The organism is Pseudarcicella hirudinis, assembly GCF_900115665.1.
Lineage (GTDB): Bacteria > Bacteroidota > Bacteroidia > Cytophagales > Spirosomataceae > Pseudarcicella > Pseudarcicella hirudinis.
In genome coordinates this window covers 147044-168458 of record NZ_FOXH01000001.1, presented here as the reverse complement: position 1 = coordinate 168458, position 21415 = coordinate 147044, and the positions used below count along the sequence as shown (strand labels likewise).

Here is a 21415-nt window from a genome sequence, read left to right as displayed (position 1 = left end):
AAAAAACTATTATCTTTTATACATCTTTCAAAACAAAAGAAGCAGAGCACATAACTGGTAGTATGTACTCTACTTCTTAACCATCTGATTTATGCCTGTCTTCTATTGCGGGAAGTCTTTGTGGAAATATCCTACAAATTTCCATACTTCTGCAATATCTTCTCCTAAAACCGGATAAGGCGCATAACGCTCATTTGTCGATTTCAGCACAAAAACATTTTTTTCATTGAGGTAATTAAATACTTTTTTAAGAACAATTCCTTCATCCTTGGTAACAACAATACAAATAGTGCCATTCCTGATATGATACCAGTCATCTACATATTCCGCAAAAACCAGAGAACCTTCCTGTAGCGGAAGCATGGAATCTCCCTGAATAGGAAAAACCCTGTATTTTTTATCCTGTGGTAAAAACGGTACCTGAAAGACAGGCAGTTTGGAAATAAATTCCGAATCATGGTAGCTATCAGTATACCCTGCTACTGCTTTAATAGGAACAAACTCTATGTTCTCATTATCATCTGAATCCACCGTAGTAGCCAGAATCCTCAGGTTATCCGTTTTTTTCGCAGGAGGTGGTGCTATATAAGTTGCCAGGTCTTTGGTCAGAAGGTCATCCGTACTGACACCGAAAAAATCAGCCAGTTTAACAATGTCTTCGACTTTAGGCTCTGTTCGCCCCTGTTCATAAGAACCATAGGTTGATTTAGCAAGTCCCAACTTCTCCGCAATTTCTCCCTGAGAAGGGTTTCCCGGATACCTTTTGCGTAAGTTTTGTAGATTTAAACCCAGTTTTGTGTTCATTTTTAAAATATTTTTTACAAAAATAACGAGTTTTGTGTTACAATCCTTGCATTATTCAAATCTTTTGACTTAATTTTGTGTTATCAATCATCACTGACACAGAGTAAAAATACAAAATGTAGTCAAAAAATGAAAAATTGACTTCAAAAATAATGGAACGTGCAATAGCTCATATGGATTTAGACTGTTTTTATGTCTCGGTTGAAAGGCTGTTGAACAGTAAACTGATTGGCAAACCCATTATTGTAGGAGGCACTTCTGACCGCGGAGTGGTTGCTTCCTGTAGTTATGAAACCAGACATTTCGGTGTGCGTTCGGCAATGCCCATGCGTATGGCCAGACAACTTTGCCCCGATGCTATTATACTGAGAGGAGACTATGAAGCTTATACTAAATACTCCGATATCGTAACTGAAATTATTACAGAAAATACCCCATTGGTAGAAAAGTCTTCCATTGATGAATTTTACCTGGACATGACAGGAATGGAAAGGTTTTTCGGTACCTGGAAATATGCACAGGAATTGCGGGATAAAGTCATTAAAGAAACAGGTCTCTCTATGGCTTTAGGCCTGTCAACCTGTAAAACCGTTTCCAAAATAGCCACCAATGAGTGCAAACCGGAAGGGAAATTACAGGTGTCAGGACAGGAAGTAAAGGGATTTTTATCCCCGCTTTCCATTTCCAAAATTCCGCTATGTGGGGCTGTCACTACCCAAACCCTGCGGAATATGGGCATTGCCAATATAGGAACACTAAGCCGGATGCCTCTGAAATTATTGGAGAGAACCTTTGGGAAAAATGGCAGAATGTTATGGGAAAGGGCAAATGGCATTGATAACACTCCTGTAGTACCTTATTCGAGTCAGAAATCCTGTTCCAAGGAAATCACTTTCGATCGGGACACTACTGATATCGTTCTGCTGCGGGGAATACTGATGAAACTGACGGAAGAGTTGTGTTTTGATCTAAGGCAAAGTGGTTTTAATTCCGGATGTATCACGATAAAAATAAGGTACAGCAATTTCGATACACACACCCGGCAAATTAATGTCCTCCCGACGACACTGGACCACGTTTTAATCGGGCATGTGCTGAATCTCTTTGAAAAACTATATGATAAAAGATTATTAATCAGACTGATAGGCATAAGACTAAGCAAATTAACCAGAGGCCTTGAACAACTGAACATTTTTGATCAAAGCTCGAAAATTGCTCCCTTATACCAGGCAGTGGATGCCATTAAAAATAAATACGGCAAAAATAAAAAGGGCAATGAACTTATCGGGAAAGCATTACATATTACACAACCTCACAACACCCAAGCATTATGTACCTGAACTGTCACACATTCTATAGTTTAAGATTCGGAACCATTCCGATCAAAACCCTGGTTGAAACTGCAGCAGGGCTGGGGATCAAACGCCTTGCACTGACGGACATTAATAATACATCCGCTGTATTTGATTTTGTGAAAGAATGTCGCAAAAACGATATTGAACCTGTGGTCGGGGTTGAATTTCGGAATGGTGACGACATGATGTATGTATGTCTTGCTAAAAATCCGGATGGATTTTCTGAAATTAATTCTTTCAGAAATCAATATCATAAAGCACAGAAGCCTTTCCCGCTGACAGCTCCGGATTTTAAAAATGTGCATGTAATTTATCCGCTGGAAGCTTTGAAAAGAATGCCAGCTCATACCTCTTCCGACAAAAAAAGTAAGACTATCGGTATTCAGGTCCATGAAATTTCACAATTGTATAAATATAATCATGACGACTTTGTCGTTTTACAACCTGTAACTTTTCTTGACAAACAAGGGTTTAACCTGCACAGGTTATTAAGAGCTATTGATAATAACTGTCTTTTAAGCAAATTGCCAAGGTATTCCCAGGCCAGAAATGATGAGATGCTCTTTGCTCCTGAGCAACTGCGGGAAACCTTTGCCGCTTATCCGCATATTATTGAAAATACAGAGAAACTGCTGAATGAATGCCATTTCGATTTTGATTTCTCTACTTCCAAAAACCGCCTGAACTACCTGGATTCAAGAGAAAGTGACCTGCTTATGCTAAAACAGCTTACCATGACAGGTCTGGTGAAACGTTATGGAAAAGATAATCAGGAAGCATTGGAGCGTGTAAGCAGAGAACTGAAAATTATTGATGAACTAAATTACAGTGCCTATTTCTTAATCACCTGGGATATTGTGGAATACGGCAAAGGAAAGGGATTTTATCACGTAGGACGAGGTTCGGGTGCCAATTCTATCGTAGCTTACTGTATCGGTATCACAGATGTCGATCCGATTGAACTTGATTTCTATTTTGAGCGCTTTATCAATCCGGGCAGAACATCACCTCCTGATTTTGACATTGATTTTTCATGGGATAACAGAGATGAAATCATTCAGTATATTTTTGAAAAGTTTGGCAGGGAACACGTTTGCCTGCTGGCTACTCATGTAACCTTTAAAGACCGTTCTGCTTACAGAGAGCTCGGAAAAGTATTCGGGCTTCCTGAGCATGAAATCGAAAGTTTAGTGCAGAATCTCCGCGCAGAGCCAGGTAACGAATATGCCCAGCTGGTGTTGAAATACGGCAAATTAATGGACGATTTCCCAAACTACCTGAGCATTCATGCAGGCGGTATCCTCATTTCCGAAAAACCTCTAAACCATTTTACTGCCTTAGTGCAAATGCCCAAAGGCTTCCCTGTTTGTGAATTTGATATGTATGTGTGCGAAGACATCGGCTTTGCCAAATTTGATATCTTATCGCAGAGAGGCCTCGGGCATATTAAAGAATCGATTGACATCATTCGGGAAAATCGTCAGATTGAAGTAGATGTCCATGCCATTCAGGATTTTAAAAATGATCCGAATATCAGGGAGCAAATGCGCAGACATGAAACGATGGGTTGTTTTTACATTGAATCTCCGGCTATGCGACAGCTCATCTGGAAACTCGGTTGCGATGATTATCTTACACTGGTAGCGGCATCTTCTATTATCCGCCCTGGAGTGGCCAGTTCCGGCATGATGCAGGCCTTCATTCTGAGGCATCATCATCCGGAGAAAGTGCAATACATACATCCTAAAATGGAAGAATTGCTTAAGGAAACTTATGGCGTAATGGTATACCAGGAAGATGTCATTAAAGTGGCTCATCATTTTTCCGGTCTGACTCTCGCCGAATCGGATATTCTGCGCAGAGCAATGTCAGGGAAATACCGTTCCCGGATAGAATTTGAAAAAATCGTAGACCGGTATTTTGAAAATTGTAAAACCCTGGGATATGATGATTATACTGCCAAAGAAGTCTGGCGGCAAATCGAAAGTTTTGCAGGATATTCTTTCAGTAAAGCCCATTCAGCCAGTTATGCCGTAGAAAGTTATCAAAGTCTTTTCCTCAAAACCTATTACCCTCTGGAGTTTATGGTGGCAGTCATCAATAATTTCGGAGGGTTTTATAAAACAGAATTTTATGTACATGAAGCAAGAAGACAGGGTGCCAGAATAGAACTGCCTGATATCAATCAGAGTAATTACCTTACCAGTATTCAGGGTATTACGATCTGGCTTGGTTTTATTCACCTGAAAGGACTGGAGAAAAATGTAGCAAAACAAATTATAGAACAGAGAAAAACAAGGAAATTCCACTCCTTCGATGATTTCTGTCGCCGGGTTCCTGTCGGGTTAGAACAATTGATTATTCTTGTCAGAATCGGAGCTTTCCGTAACCTGGGTTACACCAAGAAAGAACTGATGTGGGAATCACATCTTAAGGTTAATCATAGATACCTGATTCCGGCAGGAAATGAGTTGTTTGAAACCCAGGAAGTTCACTATGAACTTCCCGAACTGCTGCATGATCCCCTGGAAGATGCTTATGACGAACTGGAGTTATTGGGTTTTATCATGCAAAATCCATTTAACCTGATTTACAAAAAACCGGAAATTTCATTTCATGCAAACAACCTGCAGAGAGCTGTAGGACGGCATATCGAAATCATAGGCTATTTGGTCACGTTAAAATCTACCCGGACCAGGAAAGGCGAAAAAATGTTTTTCGGCTATTTTACAGATGAATACGGGGAATTTTTTGACACGGTCCATTTTCCAAAATCCTGCGAAATGTATCCATTTAAAGGCTGGGGACTCTACCACATGAAGGGTATGGTTACCGAAGAATTCGGCCATTGTGGCATTCAGGTAACCTGGATGGAAAAACTGGCCATCTGGGCCGATCCCAGAATCGATTAACAAAACCTAAGCAGTATTTTCTCCCGAAAACAGTTTACACATGAAAACATATTTTATTCTACTCTTAGAAAAAGCCTGAAAACCTTCCCGATTAATATTCAGGAAGGTTTTCAGATATAATTTACAATACAGATTGCTTCTTTTTCAGAATATTCTTTCCCCATTTCTCCAACAGGCTCACCAACAAATCGAGATGAATAGGCTTACTGATATAGTCGTCCATTCCAGCCTCAAAACAGTCTTCCTGGCTATCCTGTAACATATTGGCCGTCATGGCAACAATGACAGGCTGATGAGCACTCACTTCTTTTCTGATTAATCTTGTTGCTTCCAGACCATCCATTTCAGGCATTTGCAAATCCATAAAAATCAGGTCATATTCCCTTTTGGCACTTGCTTCCAGCACTTCTTTACCATTTTCTGCCAGATCCGCTTCATATCCCAGCTTGCTTAATACTTTCAATGCAAGCCGCTGATTCATCAGATTATCCTCCGCAACCAGAATAATCATCGGATACTTCCCGGCAAAATCACTCGAAAGTTTCTGGGCTTTTAATTCAGCAGGTTTCTCTACAGCAATAGGCTGGTCATTTTTAGTAAGTTCCTGCAAAATATTCCTCAAAAGGAAATGCTGCTTAACAGGTTTTGTCAAAACAGCACAAAACAGTTCTGTGTAACCTTTATGATAATCATGAGATATTGAACTCAATAACAAGATCGGCAAATCCTGGTGTGTTTTTCTAATGGCTAAAGCAAGACCTACACCATCCATTTCAGGCATTTGCATATCTGTAATTACCATGTCATAATGCACACCTTTCTCTATTTCTGCCATCGCCGCATTGCCTGAAGAAGTTAAAGTCGGGATCATTTCCCATAACTCAAGCTGGCCTTTTAAAATACTAAGATTCGTTGCATTATCATCTACCACAAGTACTTTTTTACCTTTCAGGCTTTCCAGATTATATGATACAGCAGGAAGCACCGACTGACTGATTTTAGTATGAATGGTGAAGGTGAACACCGTTCCTTTACCCAATTCACTATTCACACCTATAGTTCCTCCCATCAGATTTACCAGTTTTTCACTAATTACTAATCCAAGACCAGTACCGCCGTACTTACGTGTTGTAGAAGAATCTACCTGAGAAAAAGCAACAAACAAGCGATCAATTTTATCCTCCGGTATTCCTATTCCGGTATCTCTCACCTGAAAACCCAGCTCTACAGAACGACTGTCATCGTCCTTGCTGAGCAGATAAATCCTCACAAAAATTTCTCCTTTTTGGGTAAATTTGATGGCATTTCCAATCAGATTCATCAGAACCTGCCTTAATCTCAATCCGTCTCCGACAATTTGAAGAGGTACATCAAATTCTATCTGATACAGCAAGTCAAGGTTTAATTCTGCCACTTTAGCGGCAAAAACATCCAATACCTCTTCCACGCAGGTTCTCAGGTCAAAGTCTTTTTCTTCAAGATCCATTTTACCGGATTCAATCTTAGAAAAATCGAGGATATCATTGATAACTGTCAGTAAATCCTCTCCGCAGGCATGAATAGTATGCGTATAACCTCTTTGCTCTTCATTCAGAGTTGTTTCCTCTAATAAAGAAGTCATCCCGATAATACCATTCAAAGGCGTACGAATCTCATGACTCATTGTCGCAAGGAACACACTTTTGGCTTTATTGGCATGTTCCGCCTCCTTGCGGGCCTTTTTTTCCTCTTTTGTAGCCTGCAGCAACTGCGCTGTTCTAACTTCTACTTCTTTTTCCAGAAGGATCTTTTGTTTATTAATCCGGCCGATTCTATACTTATAAAAACCTAATGCTCCTCCGAGAATTAACAAGGCAATCAGCAATTTAAACCACCAGGTCAACCAGAAAGGCGGCAAAATAATAACCCTTACAGAAGTTCCTTCTTCATTCCAGATCCCATCATTATTTGAGCCTTTTACCCTGAAAGTATAGGTTCCGGGGTCTAGATTGGTATAAGTTGCAATTCTTCTGTTTCCAACCAGGTTCCACTCTTTATCAAAGCCTTCCAGTTTATAGGAATACTGATTCTTTCTTGAAAGCGTATAATTTAACGCAGCGAACTCAAATGAAAAAACAGATTGCTTATGATCAAGTCTGATCTCTGTGGTTTCACTGATTTCATTATTCAAAGGGGAATCTTTGTCTCCTACAAAAACAGATTTATTGAAAATCTGAAAATCAGTAATATAAACCGGAGGTATAAAATCATTGTCTCTGATACTATCAGGATAGAATGAATTCAGACCGTTGGGGCCACCAAAAAACATCTGTCCATCCTTTGCCTGAAATGCAGACTTTGCTTTAAACTCATTCCCCTGTAAACCGTCAGCAATAGTATAGTTTCTGAATATATTGGTCTGAGGATCATATTTCGCAACACCCTTATTGGTACTGATCCAAAGACATCCTTTTGAGTCCTTCAGAATACCATTGATCACATTATTAGGCAAGCCGTCTTTTTCGGTAACAACCTTAAAACTTTTGGTTTTCTTATCCAGCAAACAAAGCCCACCGCCCGTTCCGATCCATATTTTTCCCTTATCCGCACCCATAATAGTAAGAATATTATTATTCCGTATACTGGTCGGGTCTTTTGGATTATGTTTAAAATGCGTGAATTTACCCGATGTTCTGTTAAAAGCATCCAACCCATTATCAGTACCTATCCAGACTGTACCGTCAGAGTCTTCCCAAAGGATATTAATAAAGTTATCACATAAACTATTCGAATTATTAGGGTCATGTAAATACTGGGTAAACTTGTCAGCTTTACGATCATAAAAATTCAAGCCGCCGGCCCAGGTACCTATCCATAAATTAAGGTCTTTATCCTTAATAATGGTATTTACACTTGGTGCAGATAGGCTGTTTGAATTATTCAGAATGGGTAAATGATGTACAAAAACACCTGTTTTCCGGTTATATAAATCAAAACCACCTCTGTGAAAACCCAAAGCCAGTAAATCTTTCTCAACTTCCAGAACGGAAATAATATAATCCGTATTTGGGCTGTTTTTATTTCCGGATTGATTTCTGATCGCAGAAAAACTATGGTCTTTTCTATTGAAAAAGTTCAGGCCGCCTCCGTCTGTGCCAATCCAGATATTGCCATCCGAATCCCCTGCGACAGACAATACGATGTTATTATTGAGACCATTCTGATTCAGTATACTTTTATACAAGGTAAACTTATTCCCGAATTTTGGCAGGAAGTTAACCCCACCCGACCAGGTGCCAACCCACATATTCCCGATATTGTCTTCATAAAGACTGTATATTGAATTATTACTCAGGCTGTTATTATCATTGGGGTCATAGGCAACCGTTGTAAATCTGTCCTCCTTTTCGTTATAAATACTGATTCCACCATTTTCAGTACCTACCCAAAGTCTTCCGTTCCGGTCTTCCAGAATGGACAAAATATCATTGTGAGCGAGGCTGTTTGCTTTTTGCGGATTATGTTTAAAACTTTTAAACGTATTATTGACAGGATTATATTTCGCAATTCCCCCGCCCAGCATGCCTATCCAAATATTATCTGAATGATCTCTGTAAACAACTTTTATCCAGTTTGTTTCAAGGCTGTTGACCTTTTTAGCATCATGGAAATACTTTAGAAAAGTCTTTTTTTCAGGATTAAACCGATCTAATCCGTTTTTGGTAGCGATCCATAAATCACCGGATTTGTCTTCAATAATCTTGAAAATGAAGTCATTACTGAGGCTGTTCCGGTTATTCTGTTCATGCCTGAACTGGGTATACGAACCTTTTTTAAGGTCAAGTAAAAACAGGCCGGAAGAAGTCCCAAGCCACATACGATGTTTGCTGTCCTGAAAAATATCCCGAACATTCAAATGCATATCTTCCTTAAAAAAATGAGAAAATGCATTCTTTTTACGGTCAAATTTATTCAATCCATTGTTTGTACCAACCCAGAGGTTCTTATCATAATCTTCCAGAATATCAAAAACGATATTATCATCAATACTGGAAGGATTATCAGGATAGTGTTTGAAAAAAGAGAATCTGTAACCATCAAATTTATTAAGCCCTTCATCTGTTCCAAACCACATAAAACCCTTGCTATCTTTCAGAATAGCACTCACATGGCTTTGAGAAAGTCCTTCGGTAGTGGAAATCCTCCGGAAGAAAGGTTTTCGCCAGTCTGCAGAAGAAATGGAGTTTAACGTGAAATACAGGCAGAATATCAGTAAGATTTTATATTTCATAAAAGTTTGGCGGAATAGTCCACAAGCCGATTATATCAGAAATACGATAGAATTCATCTCTGAATTACAGCATTTATTATTTCTGAAAATACTTCAATAACGCTCGTCTGTGAACACGGATTTTTCAAAAATTAGCAAAAATTGTACCAATTACAAATATAAAAAAAATAAATCTGGTTATCAGATATAGATTAAAACCGACTTATAATTTAACCTAAAATTTCAATTGGGACACCGCCGGTCTATAGGTTTTCCCTACCGGTAAAGTGAAATTATCGCCAATAATCTCTCCATTCCGAATCTCTCTGACCTTGCTTAATGAAACCGCATAACTACGATGAATACGAACAAAACGCGAGGCAGGTAAACGCTCCATAAAACCAGAAAGCGGTGTCAGCGTCATATAGTTTTTGGCAGAGGTAACAATTTTGGTATAATCCTGCATGGCTTCCAGATAAACAATATCATTCTGCAAAATACGGATATGATTGTATCCTTCTTTTACAGAAAGTGACTCCTGCTCAAAATGTACCTGATATGCTTCAGCCCTTTGTCTGGTATCATGAAATTCCTGTACCCGGACAATCGTCTGTCCGAAACGTTCCTGCGTAAGCGGTTTAAGAATATAATCCAATGCTGAAAGCTCAAAACCTTCAAGGGCATATTCAGGATGAGAAGTAATAAAAACCGCCATCGGGGCATCCTTTTTCAAAGCCCTTAAAACATCCATACCACTCATTCCGGGCATTTCTATATCCAAAAAGACAAGATCCGGTTTCAGATCCTGCAAGGCCGTAAAACCATCTCCCGGATTTGAAAAATTTCCCAGACAATGTAAAAAATTGAATTGCTTTGCATATTCCGTAACGGCAAGTAAATCCAGTGCATTATCGTCAACAGCAATATATCGGATTGTATTATTTATCATAAACAGGATTCAGGGTACAATTAATGCATCAAACAAATTGAGGTAAGTATATTCCGGAAAAACTCCGGTTTTGTGTTTTAAATACTTTTTAAGTTCTGTTTTCTCTGTTAAAGCAATGATAAATTTCGCTTAAACACTTTGATAATGCAAGGCCGTACGATAAAGATATTCCTGATTTCACATAACAATCCGGCATCCAAAAAAATTACTAAAGCTCCCTTTCATGGTTTAAAGTACTCTTTCTTACTTATTTACCCATCAGTGCCATACCATTTCAAAGGGATTCCGCATCATTTATCCGGTAATTTCAAGGGGCTAAAACTGCAAAAATCCGCAAAAAATGTGCTAAATTCTGCTAACCAGAATCAAAATCCCAAAAATGCTTTGCAGATTTGCAGAGAGAAATTTCAGAAAAAGGTTTATGATTGAAAAAGCGAAAGTCCCCCCATTGCTCACAGCTCAATGGAAATCACTCAAAAAAGGAAGAAATGCCCGATACAGGTCCGGTCGTTTCAGAGATCATTTTATGAAACAATTTAATATTTCGAGCGTAGATTATTTTTATAAGATAATTAACGGGAAAATTGACATAGACCCTGGTTATATCAAATTTGCACAGGATCTTATGAATAATGTCAGGAATATCAGATAAGGCTTATGTACCGGAGTTTATTCAGGAAATTTCCGAAAAAGTGCCCTGACAGCTTTGTCCACATTTTCCGGTCTGTGGCTGTCTTTATCCAAAACTGTTGTAACAGCTGCTTCCCAGACCAGACGATTTTGTTTGACATCAACTAAATCCACAGACAAAGTGCCTTCTTTGTATCTGCCCACTTCTACCGTTTCACTTTTCCAGGAATATCTTCGCTGACCCACATAACGTGGTGCATCTCTGAAATTTGTTTCACGGGTCTGAATTTTTTCCTGTACCACCAGGCCAATGTTAACCAGCAAATCGGATTTCAAATCCGGATGGTATCCCCTGCTTTTCAGTTCCGAGGAAATGGCTCTCTTTATTTCATTAATTGTACTGGAATTTTTAATATCTCTGGTAAGTCCCTGAACTTCAATATCTGTCGTAAAACTAAATGTTTTGTAATTTTTAAAATCAACCTCTTTGTCAACATGATTATTAACGATACGATAAGGCGAGCAGGAAGTCAGTATTCCCAGGATGATAAGTGATGCTATAATTTTCATAATCAGATTTAGTTTATGTATGATACGTTCAGATTCCTACAGCAAATTACATAAAAACCAGGTTCCACTCACATTAAATTTCTTTCAAAAAACCCTGTAAATATCCTGATTTAAGAAGATTATACTAAACTTTATTTCTGGAAGAAGAGTCTCTCACAATTAATTCGCCTGCAACAATAACGGTTTTGGAGATCTGAGATTCTTCAGAGCCAGTCATTTTTTCCAAAAATAAAGAAGCAGCTTTTTGTCCGACCAGATAGGGGTTCTGGTGAATGGTTGTAAGACTTGGCTCAATCATAGCAGTCAATGATTCATCTCCAAAACCTACAATACAAATATCCTCCGGTACTTTAATTCCTCTTTCTTTTAATTTTACCATTATTTCTATCGCATTTTTATAGTGCATACAGAAAATACCATCGGGTTTTTGAGGCAAAGAAAGTAATCTTTCTATGCCCTCACTGGCATGTGCAGTACTGAAATCTCCTCTGATCATTAATTCAGACCGGACAGAAATATCATATTTTTGAAGCGCTTTAAGATACCCGGACTCCCTTTCCTGGCTGATAATAAGGTTCTCCGGTCCAGCCAGACAGGCAATATTTTTGCAACCCTGATTAAGCAAATGTTCGACCGCCAGAAAGGCTCCGCCTTCATTATCAAGAAGCACTTTCGGTGTATCAATTTCATTACAAACCCTGTCAAAATGAATGATAGGAATACCTTTTCTGTGCTGAAGTTTGATATGATCAAACGTTTCTGTCCGGATAGAATGACAAATCAGTAAACCATCTACTCTGCTGGCAACAAGTGCCTGCACATTTGCTACTTCTGTCTGATGCGACTCGTTTGACTGACAGATCATTACTCTGTAACCTGCCTCAGAGGCAACCTGCTGAATACCACTGACTACAGAAGCAAAAAAAGGCCTTTCGATATTTGGAATGATCACTCCGATGGTATGCGTTTCACTCAGAATTAATCCCTGCGCCAGTAAATTGGGCTGGTAATCCATCTCTCGGGCTGTCTTTAAAATCTCCTGTCTGGTAACCTCACTAATATCTGACTTACCGGAAAGCGCCCTTGAAACGGTTGAGGCCGAAACCCCAAGTCGTTCGGCAATGTCAATAATCGTTACCTGATTTTTCTTTCTGGATTTCCGGTCGGAATGCTCCGTAATAAAATGATAGGCACAGGATTTACAATAAAATCGCTGCCGGCCTCTTACAAACCCGGCCAGCTGAATAAAATCAGACTTATCACATTTAGGACAAACAACCATACATAAATATAACTTTTCTCAGATAACAATCTTCGGACTATTCCTTCTGTTAGAATATTAGGATTCGTATTTCAGACTAAAAAAAGGTTTTCTGAAAATATGTGTTTGTTAAAGATACCTATCGGTAACGATACCGCAAAGGATTACGATATTTTTAGTAGAAAAATCAGAAAAATTTTAATTATTCAATTTGTATTTAAGCCTAAAAACTAATTATCATCGCCTTGAATTCGAAGTAAAAGGAGATTATACTTTTACAGATATGAAAGAATTTCTTAGCGTTTTTGCATATTTTAAATAAACAGGAAATGTCATTTATTCAAACAATGCGGTGGTTTGGCCCTCAGGATTCGGTTTCACTGATGGATATTCGTCAGGCTGGATGCTCGGGGATTGTATCGGCATTACACCAGATTCCGGTGGGTGAAGTCTGGACTTCTGAAGCGGTTCTGGAAAGGAAACAAATTATCGAAGAGCAAAATCAAACATTCTCTCCATTACATTGGGTAGTGGTTGAAAGCCTTCCTGTTCACGAAGATATCAAGAAAGGTCTGCCTTCCAGAGAACAATATATCCGGAACTATATCGAATCTCTGAGAAATCTGGCAGCAAACAATATCTATACCGTTTGTTACAATTTCATGCCTGTGCTTGACTGGTCCCGTACCGATCTGAATTATACAATGCCGGATGGTTCAAAAGCGCTGAGATTTGTCTGGGAAGATTTTGCTTTGTTCGACCTGTTTATTCTGAAACGACCTGCCGCAAAATCGGATTATGATGAAAAAACCATCGAAAATGCTGAGAAACGATTCAGGGCGATGGATAAAACTGAACTGGAAAAATTAACCAATACGGTGTTATTAGGTTTGCCCGGTTCGGAAGAAGCTTTTGAATTATCTTCATTTCAGCAATTACTGGATAATTACAAAGAAATTGATGACCAGAAACTTCGTGAAAATCTTTATTATTTCCTCAGAGCAATCGGACCTGCAGCAGAAGAACTTGGCATAAAACTTTGCATTCATCCCGACGACCCGCCTAAATCATTGCTGGGTTTGCCTCGTGTAGTCAGCACCGAGGCAGATTTAATACAACTGACTCAGGCCTACGATTCTGTTGCAAACGGAATTACTTTTTGCACAGGATCACTCGGCGTAAGGCCGGACAATGATCTGGCCGGAATTGTTTCAAGATTGGGTGACAAAATCCATTTCGTACACCTGAGGGCTACAAAAAGAGAAGAAGATCCGAGAAATTTCCATGAAGCAGATCATCTTACCGGAGATGTAGATATGTATGAAGTAATCAAAGCCCTCAGTATTGAAGGGAAAAAAAGAGTTTCAGCAGGAAGAACAGATATTGACATCCCGATGAGGCCTGATCACGGACACCAAATGCTGGATGATTTACAGAAAAAAACTTATCCCGGTTATTCTATTATCGGACGCTTAAAAGGGCTGGCTGAATTACGGGGAGTGGAAATGGCTGTACTGCGAAGTCTTCAGACTATCTTACTGATATTCTGCTCTTTCCTTCCTGCACTGGCAGATGATGGCTACAGACTCTGGTTAAAATACGACCTGATTCAGGATGTAAAACTGAGAGCTGATTATGCCAGATCATTTACGTTCATCAGCACCTCTTCCGATTCTCCGATGATGAAAGTAACTGTCGCAGAACTGGAAAAGGGACTAAAAGGGCTTTTAGGAAATTCCCCCGCAATTACCAGACAGGCGAATGTACAAAAGCCCGGAATTATCCTGAAAATTGATAAAAATGAAACGCCTGATGAGGAAGCCTATCATCTTTTCCGGAAAAACGGTCAGACAATTATTTCCTCGAGAACAGAAAAAGGTCTGCTTTACGGGGCATTTACATTACTCAGAGCTATTCAAACGCATCAGAATCTTGACAAACTGGATTTATCAGATAGTCCAAAAATTCAGCACAGAATATTAAATCACTGGGATAATACCAATGGAAGTATTGAGCGTGGTTATGCGGGAGAATCTCTTTGGAAATGGTATGATTTGCCCGACAATACAGATCCTCGTTATGTAGATTATGCCAGAGCCAATGCCTCCATCGGAATCAATGGCACAGTGGTAAACAATGTAAATGCAAGCGCCAGATTTCTGACCGAAGAATATCTGTTGAAAGTAAAGGAACTGGCTAATATTTTCAGACCATATAACATCAAAGTCTTTTTGTCTGTAAGATTTTCAGCCCCTAAAAATATCGGTGGTTTAGCTACATCAGATCCGCTTGATCCTGAAGTACGGAAATGGTGGAAAGAGAAAGCGAAGGAAATTTATGGCATTATTCCCGATTTCGGAGGTTTTCTGGTAAAAGCTAACTCCGAAGGCGAACCCGGGCCACAGGATTATGGACGCAGTCATGCCGACGGCGCAAACATGCTGGCAGAAGCTGTTGAGCCTTTTGGTGGAATTGTAATGTGGAGAGCCTTCGTTTATAAAGCCAACCCGAATGGTGACCGTACCAAAGAGGCTTATGAGGATTTTAAACCATTAGATGGTCAATTCAACAAAAATGTGATTGTACAGGTGAAAAACGGTCCGGTAGATTTCCAGCCAAGAGAACCATTTCACCCGCTTTTCGGAGCTATGCCGCAAACACCAATCATGATGGAATTTCAGATTACGCAGGAATACCTCGGATTTGCCACGCATTGGGTTTACCTCGCTCCCATGTTTAAAGAGTGTTTAGATACCGATACTTATGCCGAAGGAAAAGGTTCAACCGTCGCAAAAGTCATTGACGGATCTCTTCATGGTTATAAAATCACTGGGATTGCCGGAGTAGCAAATACCGGATCCGACAGAAACTGGTGTGGCCATCCCATGAATCAGGCAAACTGGTATGCCTTTGGAAGACTGGCCTGGGATTATGCGCTTTCATCTGAAAAAATTGCTGACGAATGGACAAGAATGACCCTTACCAATCAACCCGGTTCGGTACAGACGATTAAGCAGATCATGCTTCAATCCAGAGAAAATACAGTTAATTACATGACTCCTCTCGGATTACACCACATTATGGGGCATAACCTCCATTTCGGGCCAATGCCCTGGTTATCAAAAAGTGCAAGACCGGACTGGACATCAATCTATTACCATAAAGCTGATTCTCTGGGAATCGGTTTCAACCGTTCTGCCAGCGGAAGCAATTCTGTAGGCTTGTACGCTAAGGAAATCAGGAAACAATGGGGAAATGCCGGAACCTGTCCGCCTGAATATCTGCTTTGGTTTCATCATGTTTCCTGGGACTATAAGCTTTCTTCAGGAAAAACACTTTGGGATGAATTGTGTTCCCGGTATTATCAGGGAGAATCAGCCGTTGAAAACATGCAGAATCAATGGAATTCAGTCAAAAAAGATATTGACCCCGAATTATTCAGATTCGTCGCAGGAAAGTTAAAAGTTCAGCAGAAGGAAGCACTGTGGTGGAGAGATGCCTGTGTATTATATTTTCAGCAGTTTGCCCGGAAACCCATTCCGGCACCTTATCAGAAACCTCAGCGATCTTTAGAAGACGTTAAGAAATTAGCAGAAATTTATCAGTTACGTTAATCAATATTACCTGTGGAAAACACTATTTTTTCTTTAAATAACAAGCTGGCCCTCATTACCGGAGGCGGAAGCGGCATCGGTTTTGAAATTGCAAAATGCTTTATCGAATACGGAGCAAAAGTAATCATTACAGGCAGAAGAGAACAGGCATTAAAAGACGCTGTGACCGAACTTGGTTCTCAGTCGGATTATGTGGTAAATGATGTAACCGATCTTGGAAAACTTCCGGCACTGGTTCAGCATATCGAAGATACATTCGGGGCGATCGATATTCTTGTCAATAATGCTGGTGTAAATATGAAAAAACCGGCATTGGATGTCAGTGATGAGGATTTTTACAACATTGTGCATACCAACCTGAACGCTGTTTTCTCTTTAACCAGAGAATGCGCCAGACGAATGATTCCGCGTGAAAGAGGCAGCATTATCATGATTACTTCAATGGCAGCCTATTATGGCATAGACCGTGTAGTAGCTTATGGTGCTTCAAAAACCGGTGTGGAAGGAATGATTAAAATCCTTGCTTCAGAATTTTCTCCGGCCAATGTAAGAATCAATGCAATTGCTCCCGGATTCATTGAAACCGCTATGATGAAAACTGCCATGAATGGTGACCCTGATCGTATTGCAAGAGCCATGCGCCGTACTCCGATGGGACGCTTTGGCAAACCTTCAGAGATAGGTTATGCCGCAGTATTCCTGGCATCTGAAGCCTCTTCCTTCATTACAGGAACTTCTATTCCGGTTGATGGCGGAAATTCTATTGGTTTTTAGTGTAATTTCGAAACAGCTTACCAGCATTTATCAATTTCAACCTGAACAACTGTTTAACTATCCGATTATGTTATCCATCCAGAAATTATCTCTGTCATTAATTCTTTTAGGAGGATTTTCGACTGCTTTCAGCCAAAACAAGGAAGCAAAAAAATTACAGCCGATTTCAAAACCTTTGGTTTCGGATATTTATACAGCGGATCCTTCCGCTCATGTTTTCGAAGGAAAAATTTACATCTATCCTTCTCATGATATTGAGGCGGGAGTGAAGGAAAATGATAATGGAGATCATTTTGCTATGAAAGATTATCATATCTTATCACTTGATAAAATCGGCGGAAAAGTGACAGATCATGGCGTCGCACTTGACATTAAAGATATTCCCTGGGCAGGCAGACAGCTTTGGGCTCCGGATGCTGCATATAAAAACGGCAAATATTATCTGTATTTCCCTTTAAAAGACAAAAACGATGTTTTTAGAATCGGAGTCGCTACCAGTACAAAACCAGCCGGGCCGTTCAGGGCAGAAAAAAATCCGATAAAAGGCAGTTTCAGTATTGATCCATGTGTTTTTAAAGATACAGACGGAAGCTTTTATATGTATTTTGGCGGTATCTGGGGCGGACAGCTTCAGAAATGGTCTAAAGGATCTTATGATGCCAAAGGCGCATTACAGGCAAATAATCAGGAGGCACTTGCTCCCAAAATTGCAAAACTCAGTAATGATATGCTAAGTTTTTCAGAGAAACCGAAAGATGTAAAGATTCTTGATGAACATGGTAAAACATTGCTTGCCGGAGATAATACAAAACGTTTTTTTGAGGCGGCCTGGCTACACAAATACAATGGCAGATATTATTTCTCATATTCTACCGGAGATACGCATTTCATTAATTATGCGATCGGAGATAATCCTTATGGTCCTTTCACCTACAAAGGTGTTATTTTGAAACCTGTTCAGGGCTGGACAAACCACCATTCTATTGTAGAATTTAAAGGGAAATGGTATCTGTTCTATCATGACACCGAAATTTCCGGGAAAACCCATTTGAGAAATGTTAAGGTAACAGAGCTGAAATACAATCCTGACGGAAGTATTCAGACGATTGATGCTTATAAGTAAACAGATCTTCCCCGATCAAATTTTGATGAAAGGCTGTGCATGCGAAAGGTATGTACAGCCTTTTTTACGACAGACCCTTCCCCAAAAGGGAACGATATGAATTGAATTTTTGTAAGCATATAAACGATGACGATGAAAAAGCGTATTTTGTCGGAGAAATCAGGAAAGGAGTTATTTACTGAAAATAGTTTTAATGTAAGTGGCCGGGAAACAACCGCCCAGACAGACCTGTCAGTTAAATATTTAGAAACATCACAATGAATAATCAGATTATCAATAATACCGAAAACAACCGATTTGAATTATCACTTGACAATGGGGACACAGCTTTCGTGGAATACTCTCTGAGAGAGGATAAAATTGCTTTTCTGCATACGGAAGTACCCGCAGCTTATGAAGGAAAAGGAATTGCTGCTGCGTTGGCAAAATATGTATTGGAATATGCAAAATCAAATCATTTAAGAGTAATCCCGATATGTCCTTACATCAAAGCCTATATTCAGAGACATCCGGATAGCATTGAGACAACGCACTAAAATATAGGTATTTCTCCATCCCTGATTATTCAAAATTAGAACAAACATGAAAACCAAACCAGTTCAGCAAATATTAGCCCCGCCAGCCCCGCACATGGTTGGTGACGGCTTCAGAGTACATAATTTCTTCCCGGGTGGTTATAACATGGGAGAACAAAGAATGAGTCCGTTTTTCTTAATGGATTACAATTCAAAAATCGACTTTTCTCCAAGAGAAAGCCCCAGAGGGGTTGGTGTACACCCGCATCGTGGTTTTGAAACAGTAACTATTGCTTTTGAGGGAGAAGTAGCACATCATGATAGTGCAGGAAACAGCGGAATTATTGCCAAAGGAGATGTTCAGTGGATGACGGCTGCAGCCGGAATTTTACATAAAGAATATCATTCTGAAAATTTCAGCAAGAAAGGTGGCCCCTTTCAAATGGTGCAGTTATGGGTAAATCTTCCCGCAAAAGACAAAATGTCAACCCCAAAATACCAGGGCATTACCCACGAACAGATGGGTAAATATGAGTTACCTGAAAATGGGGGAATTGTTGAAATAATAGCCGGAGAATTTAAAGGAGTCAAAGGACCTGCTTTTACATTCACACCCATTCAGATGTTTATTGTTAAATTGAAAGCTGGTCATTCAACGGCATTCAGTCTTCCTGAAAATTTTAATACCGGCATTCTGGTAATTGAAGGAGAAGTTCTTGTGAATGAATCAGATACGACACCGGCTGATCATTTTATCCTTTTTCGAAATGAAGGAGAAAACATTCATATTCAGGCCAGAGAAGACAGTACCTTATTGGTTTTAAGCGGAGAACCGATTAATGAACCGATTGCCGCTTATGGGCCGTTTCTGATGAACAGACATGAAGAACTTGAACAGGCATTCGCTGATTTTAATCAGGGTAAATTCGGACGTCTGGAAGATTAATTATTCAGATATTCTCCTGCTCTGTGTTCACAGAAGCAGGAGAATTGTAACAAGGCTCCTCATTACCGGATTTATCTCCTCAATCTTGCCTCTTCCAGATCAAGTGTATATTCTTCTTTTTTCACTAATTCATCATCATAAAACTGTTCTTTTCTGATAACAGAGAGCTCATCTCTTCTCACTTTCACCAGTTCCAGCAACATTCGTTTATATTCATTTTTGACGTAAGAAGACTTGGCAAAAGTCCCCTCCAATGTTTTATTGGCCAGTTCTATAAACTTTTTATAACGCTCCATTTCCCGGTTATAGGCCTCATACATTTCGCATTCACGCATGTAATTACTTTCAAGGTGCTGAAGGGCAGCTTTCCCCAATCGTACTTTAATTTCCAGCGACTGTTCTTTATGATTTTCAACAACTTCCAGTTTTAACATTTTTATTACCCAGGGAAGACTTAAACCCTGAAAAACCAGGGTAATAAGAATCACTACGAAAGTAATAAACAAAATCAGATCACGATAAGGGAAATCCTTGTTCTCAGAAAGAGTAAGTGGTACAGCCAGTGCCGAAGCCAATGAAACAGCTCCACGCATTCCGGCCCAGGCAATTACAGTAGAAGATTTCCAAGTTGGTTTCGGCACATCTTTGATCAATTTTCTGATAAACAGATTTGACAGAAATGCCGCAGGAAAAATCCAGATAATTCTGGTAGCAATCGTTACCAGGCTAATCACCAACCCATAAACTAATGCCTCTTTAAATGCAATTGACCCAAGATTCTGTATGATTTCAGGCAATTGCAAGCCTATCAGAATAAACACCAGACCATTGAGCATAAAAACCAGTGTTCTCCAGACGTTCAATAAGGCGATTCTTGAATCGTAAGCAAAAATATCATGCGACCGGAAAGACAGAAACAATCCTCCGCTTACCACAGCCAGAACCCCTGAATAATGGAAATGTTCGGCAATAATATACATCAGATAAGGCGAAATAAGACTTATAGCAGTGTCAATGCTGGGATTTGTTGGCAAAAACCGATGAATGGCATAAACAAGATGTGCAATAGCCAGTCCGATTAAAATTCCGAGTATAGCTACCGTAAGGAAATTCGTTCCGGCCTCCATCAGTGTAAAATGCCCCGTCAGCATGGCCGCTAATGCAAAACGGAAGACAATTAAACTGGAGGCATCGTTCACCAGACTCTCCCCTTCCAGAATGGACATGATATTTTTAGGAACTCTTAAGCCTTTCAAAACACTTGTAGCAGCCACTGCATCAGGCGGAGAGACAATTCCTCCCAGTAAAAAGCCCAAAGCCAGCGGGAAATCAGGAATCAGGTAGTGTGCTACCAATGCTACCGCCATTGCAGTAAAAATAACCAGACCAAATGCAAGAAAACCTATCGGACTTCTGTTACCCCAGAAATCTTTCCAGGAGGTATTCCAGGCTGCTTCATAAAGCAAAGGAGGCAGGAATATAATGAATATGATTTCCGGTTTGAGACTGATCGTTGGTATGCCCGGAACCAGGCTTATTGCCAGTCCTGCCAATACCAGAAAAATCGGATATGAAATATTAAGCTTCTCGCTCAACATGGTCAGCATAGAAACTCCGAAAAGCAAGGATAGAACAATAAGCAGATTACTCTCTAACATGTCTGACAGATTATTTAGATTTGATGAATGTTCAATATACCTAAATTTCAGAGAA

The 21415-nt window shown here is 39.7% G+C and carries 14 protein-coding genes; 8 read left to right on the top strand and 6 right to left on the bottom strand.

The features are described from left to right. Positions 1-102 precede the first annotated feature (102 nt). Positions 103-804, bottom strand: coding sequence for an XRE family transcriptional regulator (locus BM179_RS00540; RefSeq protein WP_092010536.1), 702 nt, complete (start codon positions 802-804; stop codon positions 103-105). Positions 805-956: 152 nt separating this feature from the next. Here BM179_RS00540 and dinB point away from each other — a divergent pair, with 152 nt between their 5' ends. After that, positions 957-2144 carry a DNA polymerase IV gene (dinB, locus tag BM179_RS00535; protein ID WP_092010533.1) on the top strand — a complete coding sequence of 396 codons (1188 nt, stop codon included), beginning with the start codon at positions 957-959 and terminating at the stop codon, positions 2142-2144. After that, on the top strand, positions 2135-5071 hold the full coding sequence (locus BM179_RS00530; RefSeq protein WP_092010530.1) for a DNA polymerase III subunit alpha: 2937 nt from the start codon (positions 2135-2137) through the stop codon (positions 5069-5071). The genes dinB and BM179_RS00530 overlap by 10 nt, the downstream gene beginning before the upstream one ends. A gap of 121 nt (positions 5072-5192) precedes the next feature. On the opposite strand, the gene BM179_RS00525 is transcribed toward BM179_RS00530, so the two are convergent. Next, a complete protein-coding gene (locus BM179_RS00525) occupies positions 5193-9341 on the bottom strand; it encodes a hybrid sensor histidine kinase/response regulator (protein WP_092010528.1) in 4149 nt (1382 codons plus the stop codon). A gap of 214 nt (positions 9342-9555) precedes the next feature. Next, positions 9556-10269, bottom strand: a complete 714-nt coding sequence (locus BM179_RS00520) for a LytR/AlgR family response regulator transcription factor (protein ID WP_092010525.1) — start codon at positions 10267-10269, stop codon at positions 9556-9558. Positions 10270-10648: 379 nt separating this feature from the next. Between BM179_RS00520 and BM179_RS00510 the strand changes: the two genes are divergently transcribed. After that, positions 10649-10921, top strand: a complete 273-nt coding sequence (locus tag BM179_RS00510) for a hypothetical protein (RefSeq protein WP_143095106.1) — start codon at positions 10649-10651, stop codon at positions 10919-10921. Between the two features lie 17 nt (positions 10922-10938). On the opposite strand, the gene BM179_RS00505 is transcribed toward BM179_RS00510, so the two are convergent. Both BM179_RS00505 and BM179_RS00500 read right to left on the bottom strand, forming a co-directional pair. After that, positions 10939-11469 carry a DUF4136 domain-containing protein gene (locus tag BM179_RS00505; protein ID WP_092010516.1) on the bottom strand — a complete coding sequence of 177 codons (531 nt, stop codon included), beginning with the start codon at positions 11467-11469 and terminating at the stop codon, positions 10939-10941. Positions 11470-11593: 124 nt separating this feature from the next. Further along, entirely contained in the window at positions 11594-12751 is a 1158-nt protein-coding gene (locus tag BM179_RS00500) for a LacI family DNA-binding transcriptional regulator (RefSeq protein WP_092010513.1), read from the bottom strand. Between the two features lie 308 nt (positions 12752-13059). On the opposite strand from BM179_RS00500, the gene uxuA reads away from it, so the two are divergent. The 5 genes from uxuA (at position 13060) to BM179_RS00475 (ending at position 19702) form a co-directional block, all read left to right on the top strand. Then, complete coding sequence (gene uxuA / locus BM179_RS25770; RefSeq protein WP_177219263.1) at positions 13060-16344, top strand: mannonate dehydratase; 3285 nt, start codon at positions 13060-13062, stop codon at positions 16342-16344. A 12-nt stretch (positions 16345-16356) separates the two neighbouring features. Next, positions 16357-17118, top strand: coding sequence for an SDR family NAD(P)-dependent oxidoreductase (locus BM179_RS00490; protein WP_229632868.1), 762 nt, complete (start codon positions 16357-16359; stop codon positions 17116-17118). A 67-nt stretch (positions 17119-17185) separates the two neighbouring features. Beyond that, the gene (locus BM179_RS00485) at positions 17186-18241 is read left to right on the top strand and encodes a glycoside hydrolase family 43 protein (protein WP_092011930.1); all 1056 of its coding nucleotides are present in this window, start codon (positions 17186-17188) and stop codon (positions 18239-18241) included. 257 nt (positions 18242-18498) lie between these two features. Continuing rightward, positions 18499-18777 carry a GNAT family N-acetyltransferase gene (locus BM179_RS00480; protein WP_092010506.1) on the top strand — a complete coding sequence of 93 codons (279 nt, stop codon included), beginning with the start codon at positions 18499-18501 and terminating at the stop codon, positions 18775-18777. Positions 18778-18823: 46 nt separating this feature from the next. After that, complete coding sequence (locus BM179_RS00475) at positions 18824-19702, top strand: pirin family protein (protein ID WP_092010503.1); 879 nt, start codon at positions 18824-18826, stop codon at positions 19700-19702. Positions 19703-19773: 71 nt separating this feature from the next. Here the strand turns inward: BM179_RS00475 and BM179_RS00470 are convergent, their stop codons facing one another. After that, the gene (locus BM179_RS00470) at positions 19774-21360 is read right to left on the bottom strand and encodes a Na+/H+ antiporter (RefSeq protein WP_092010500.1); all 1587 of its coding nucleotides are present in this window, start codon (positions 21358-21360) and stop codon (positions 19774-19776) included. Positions 21361-21415 lie beyond the last annotated feature (55 nt).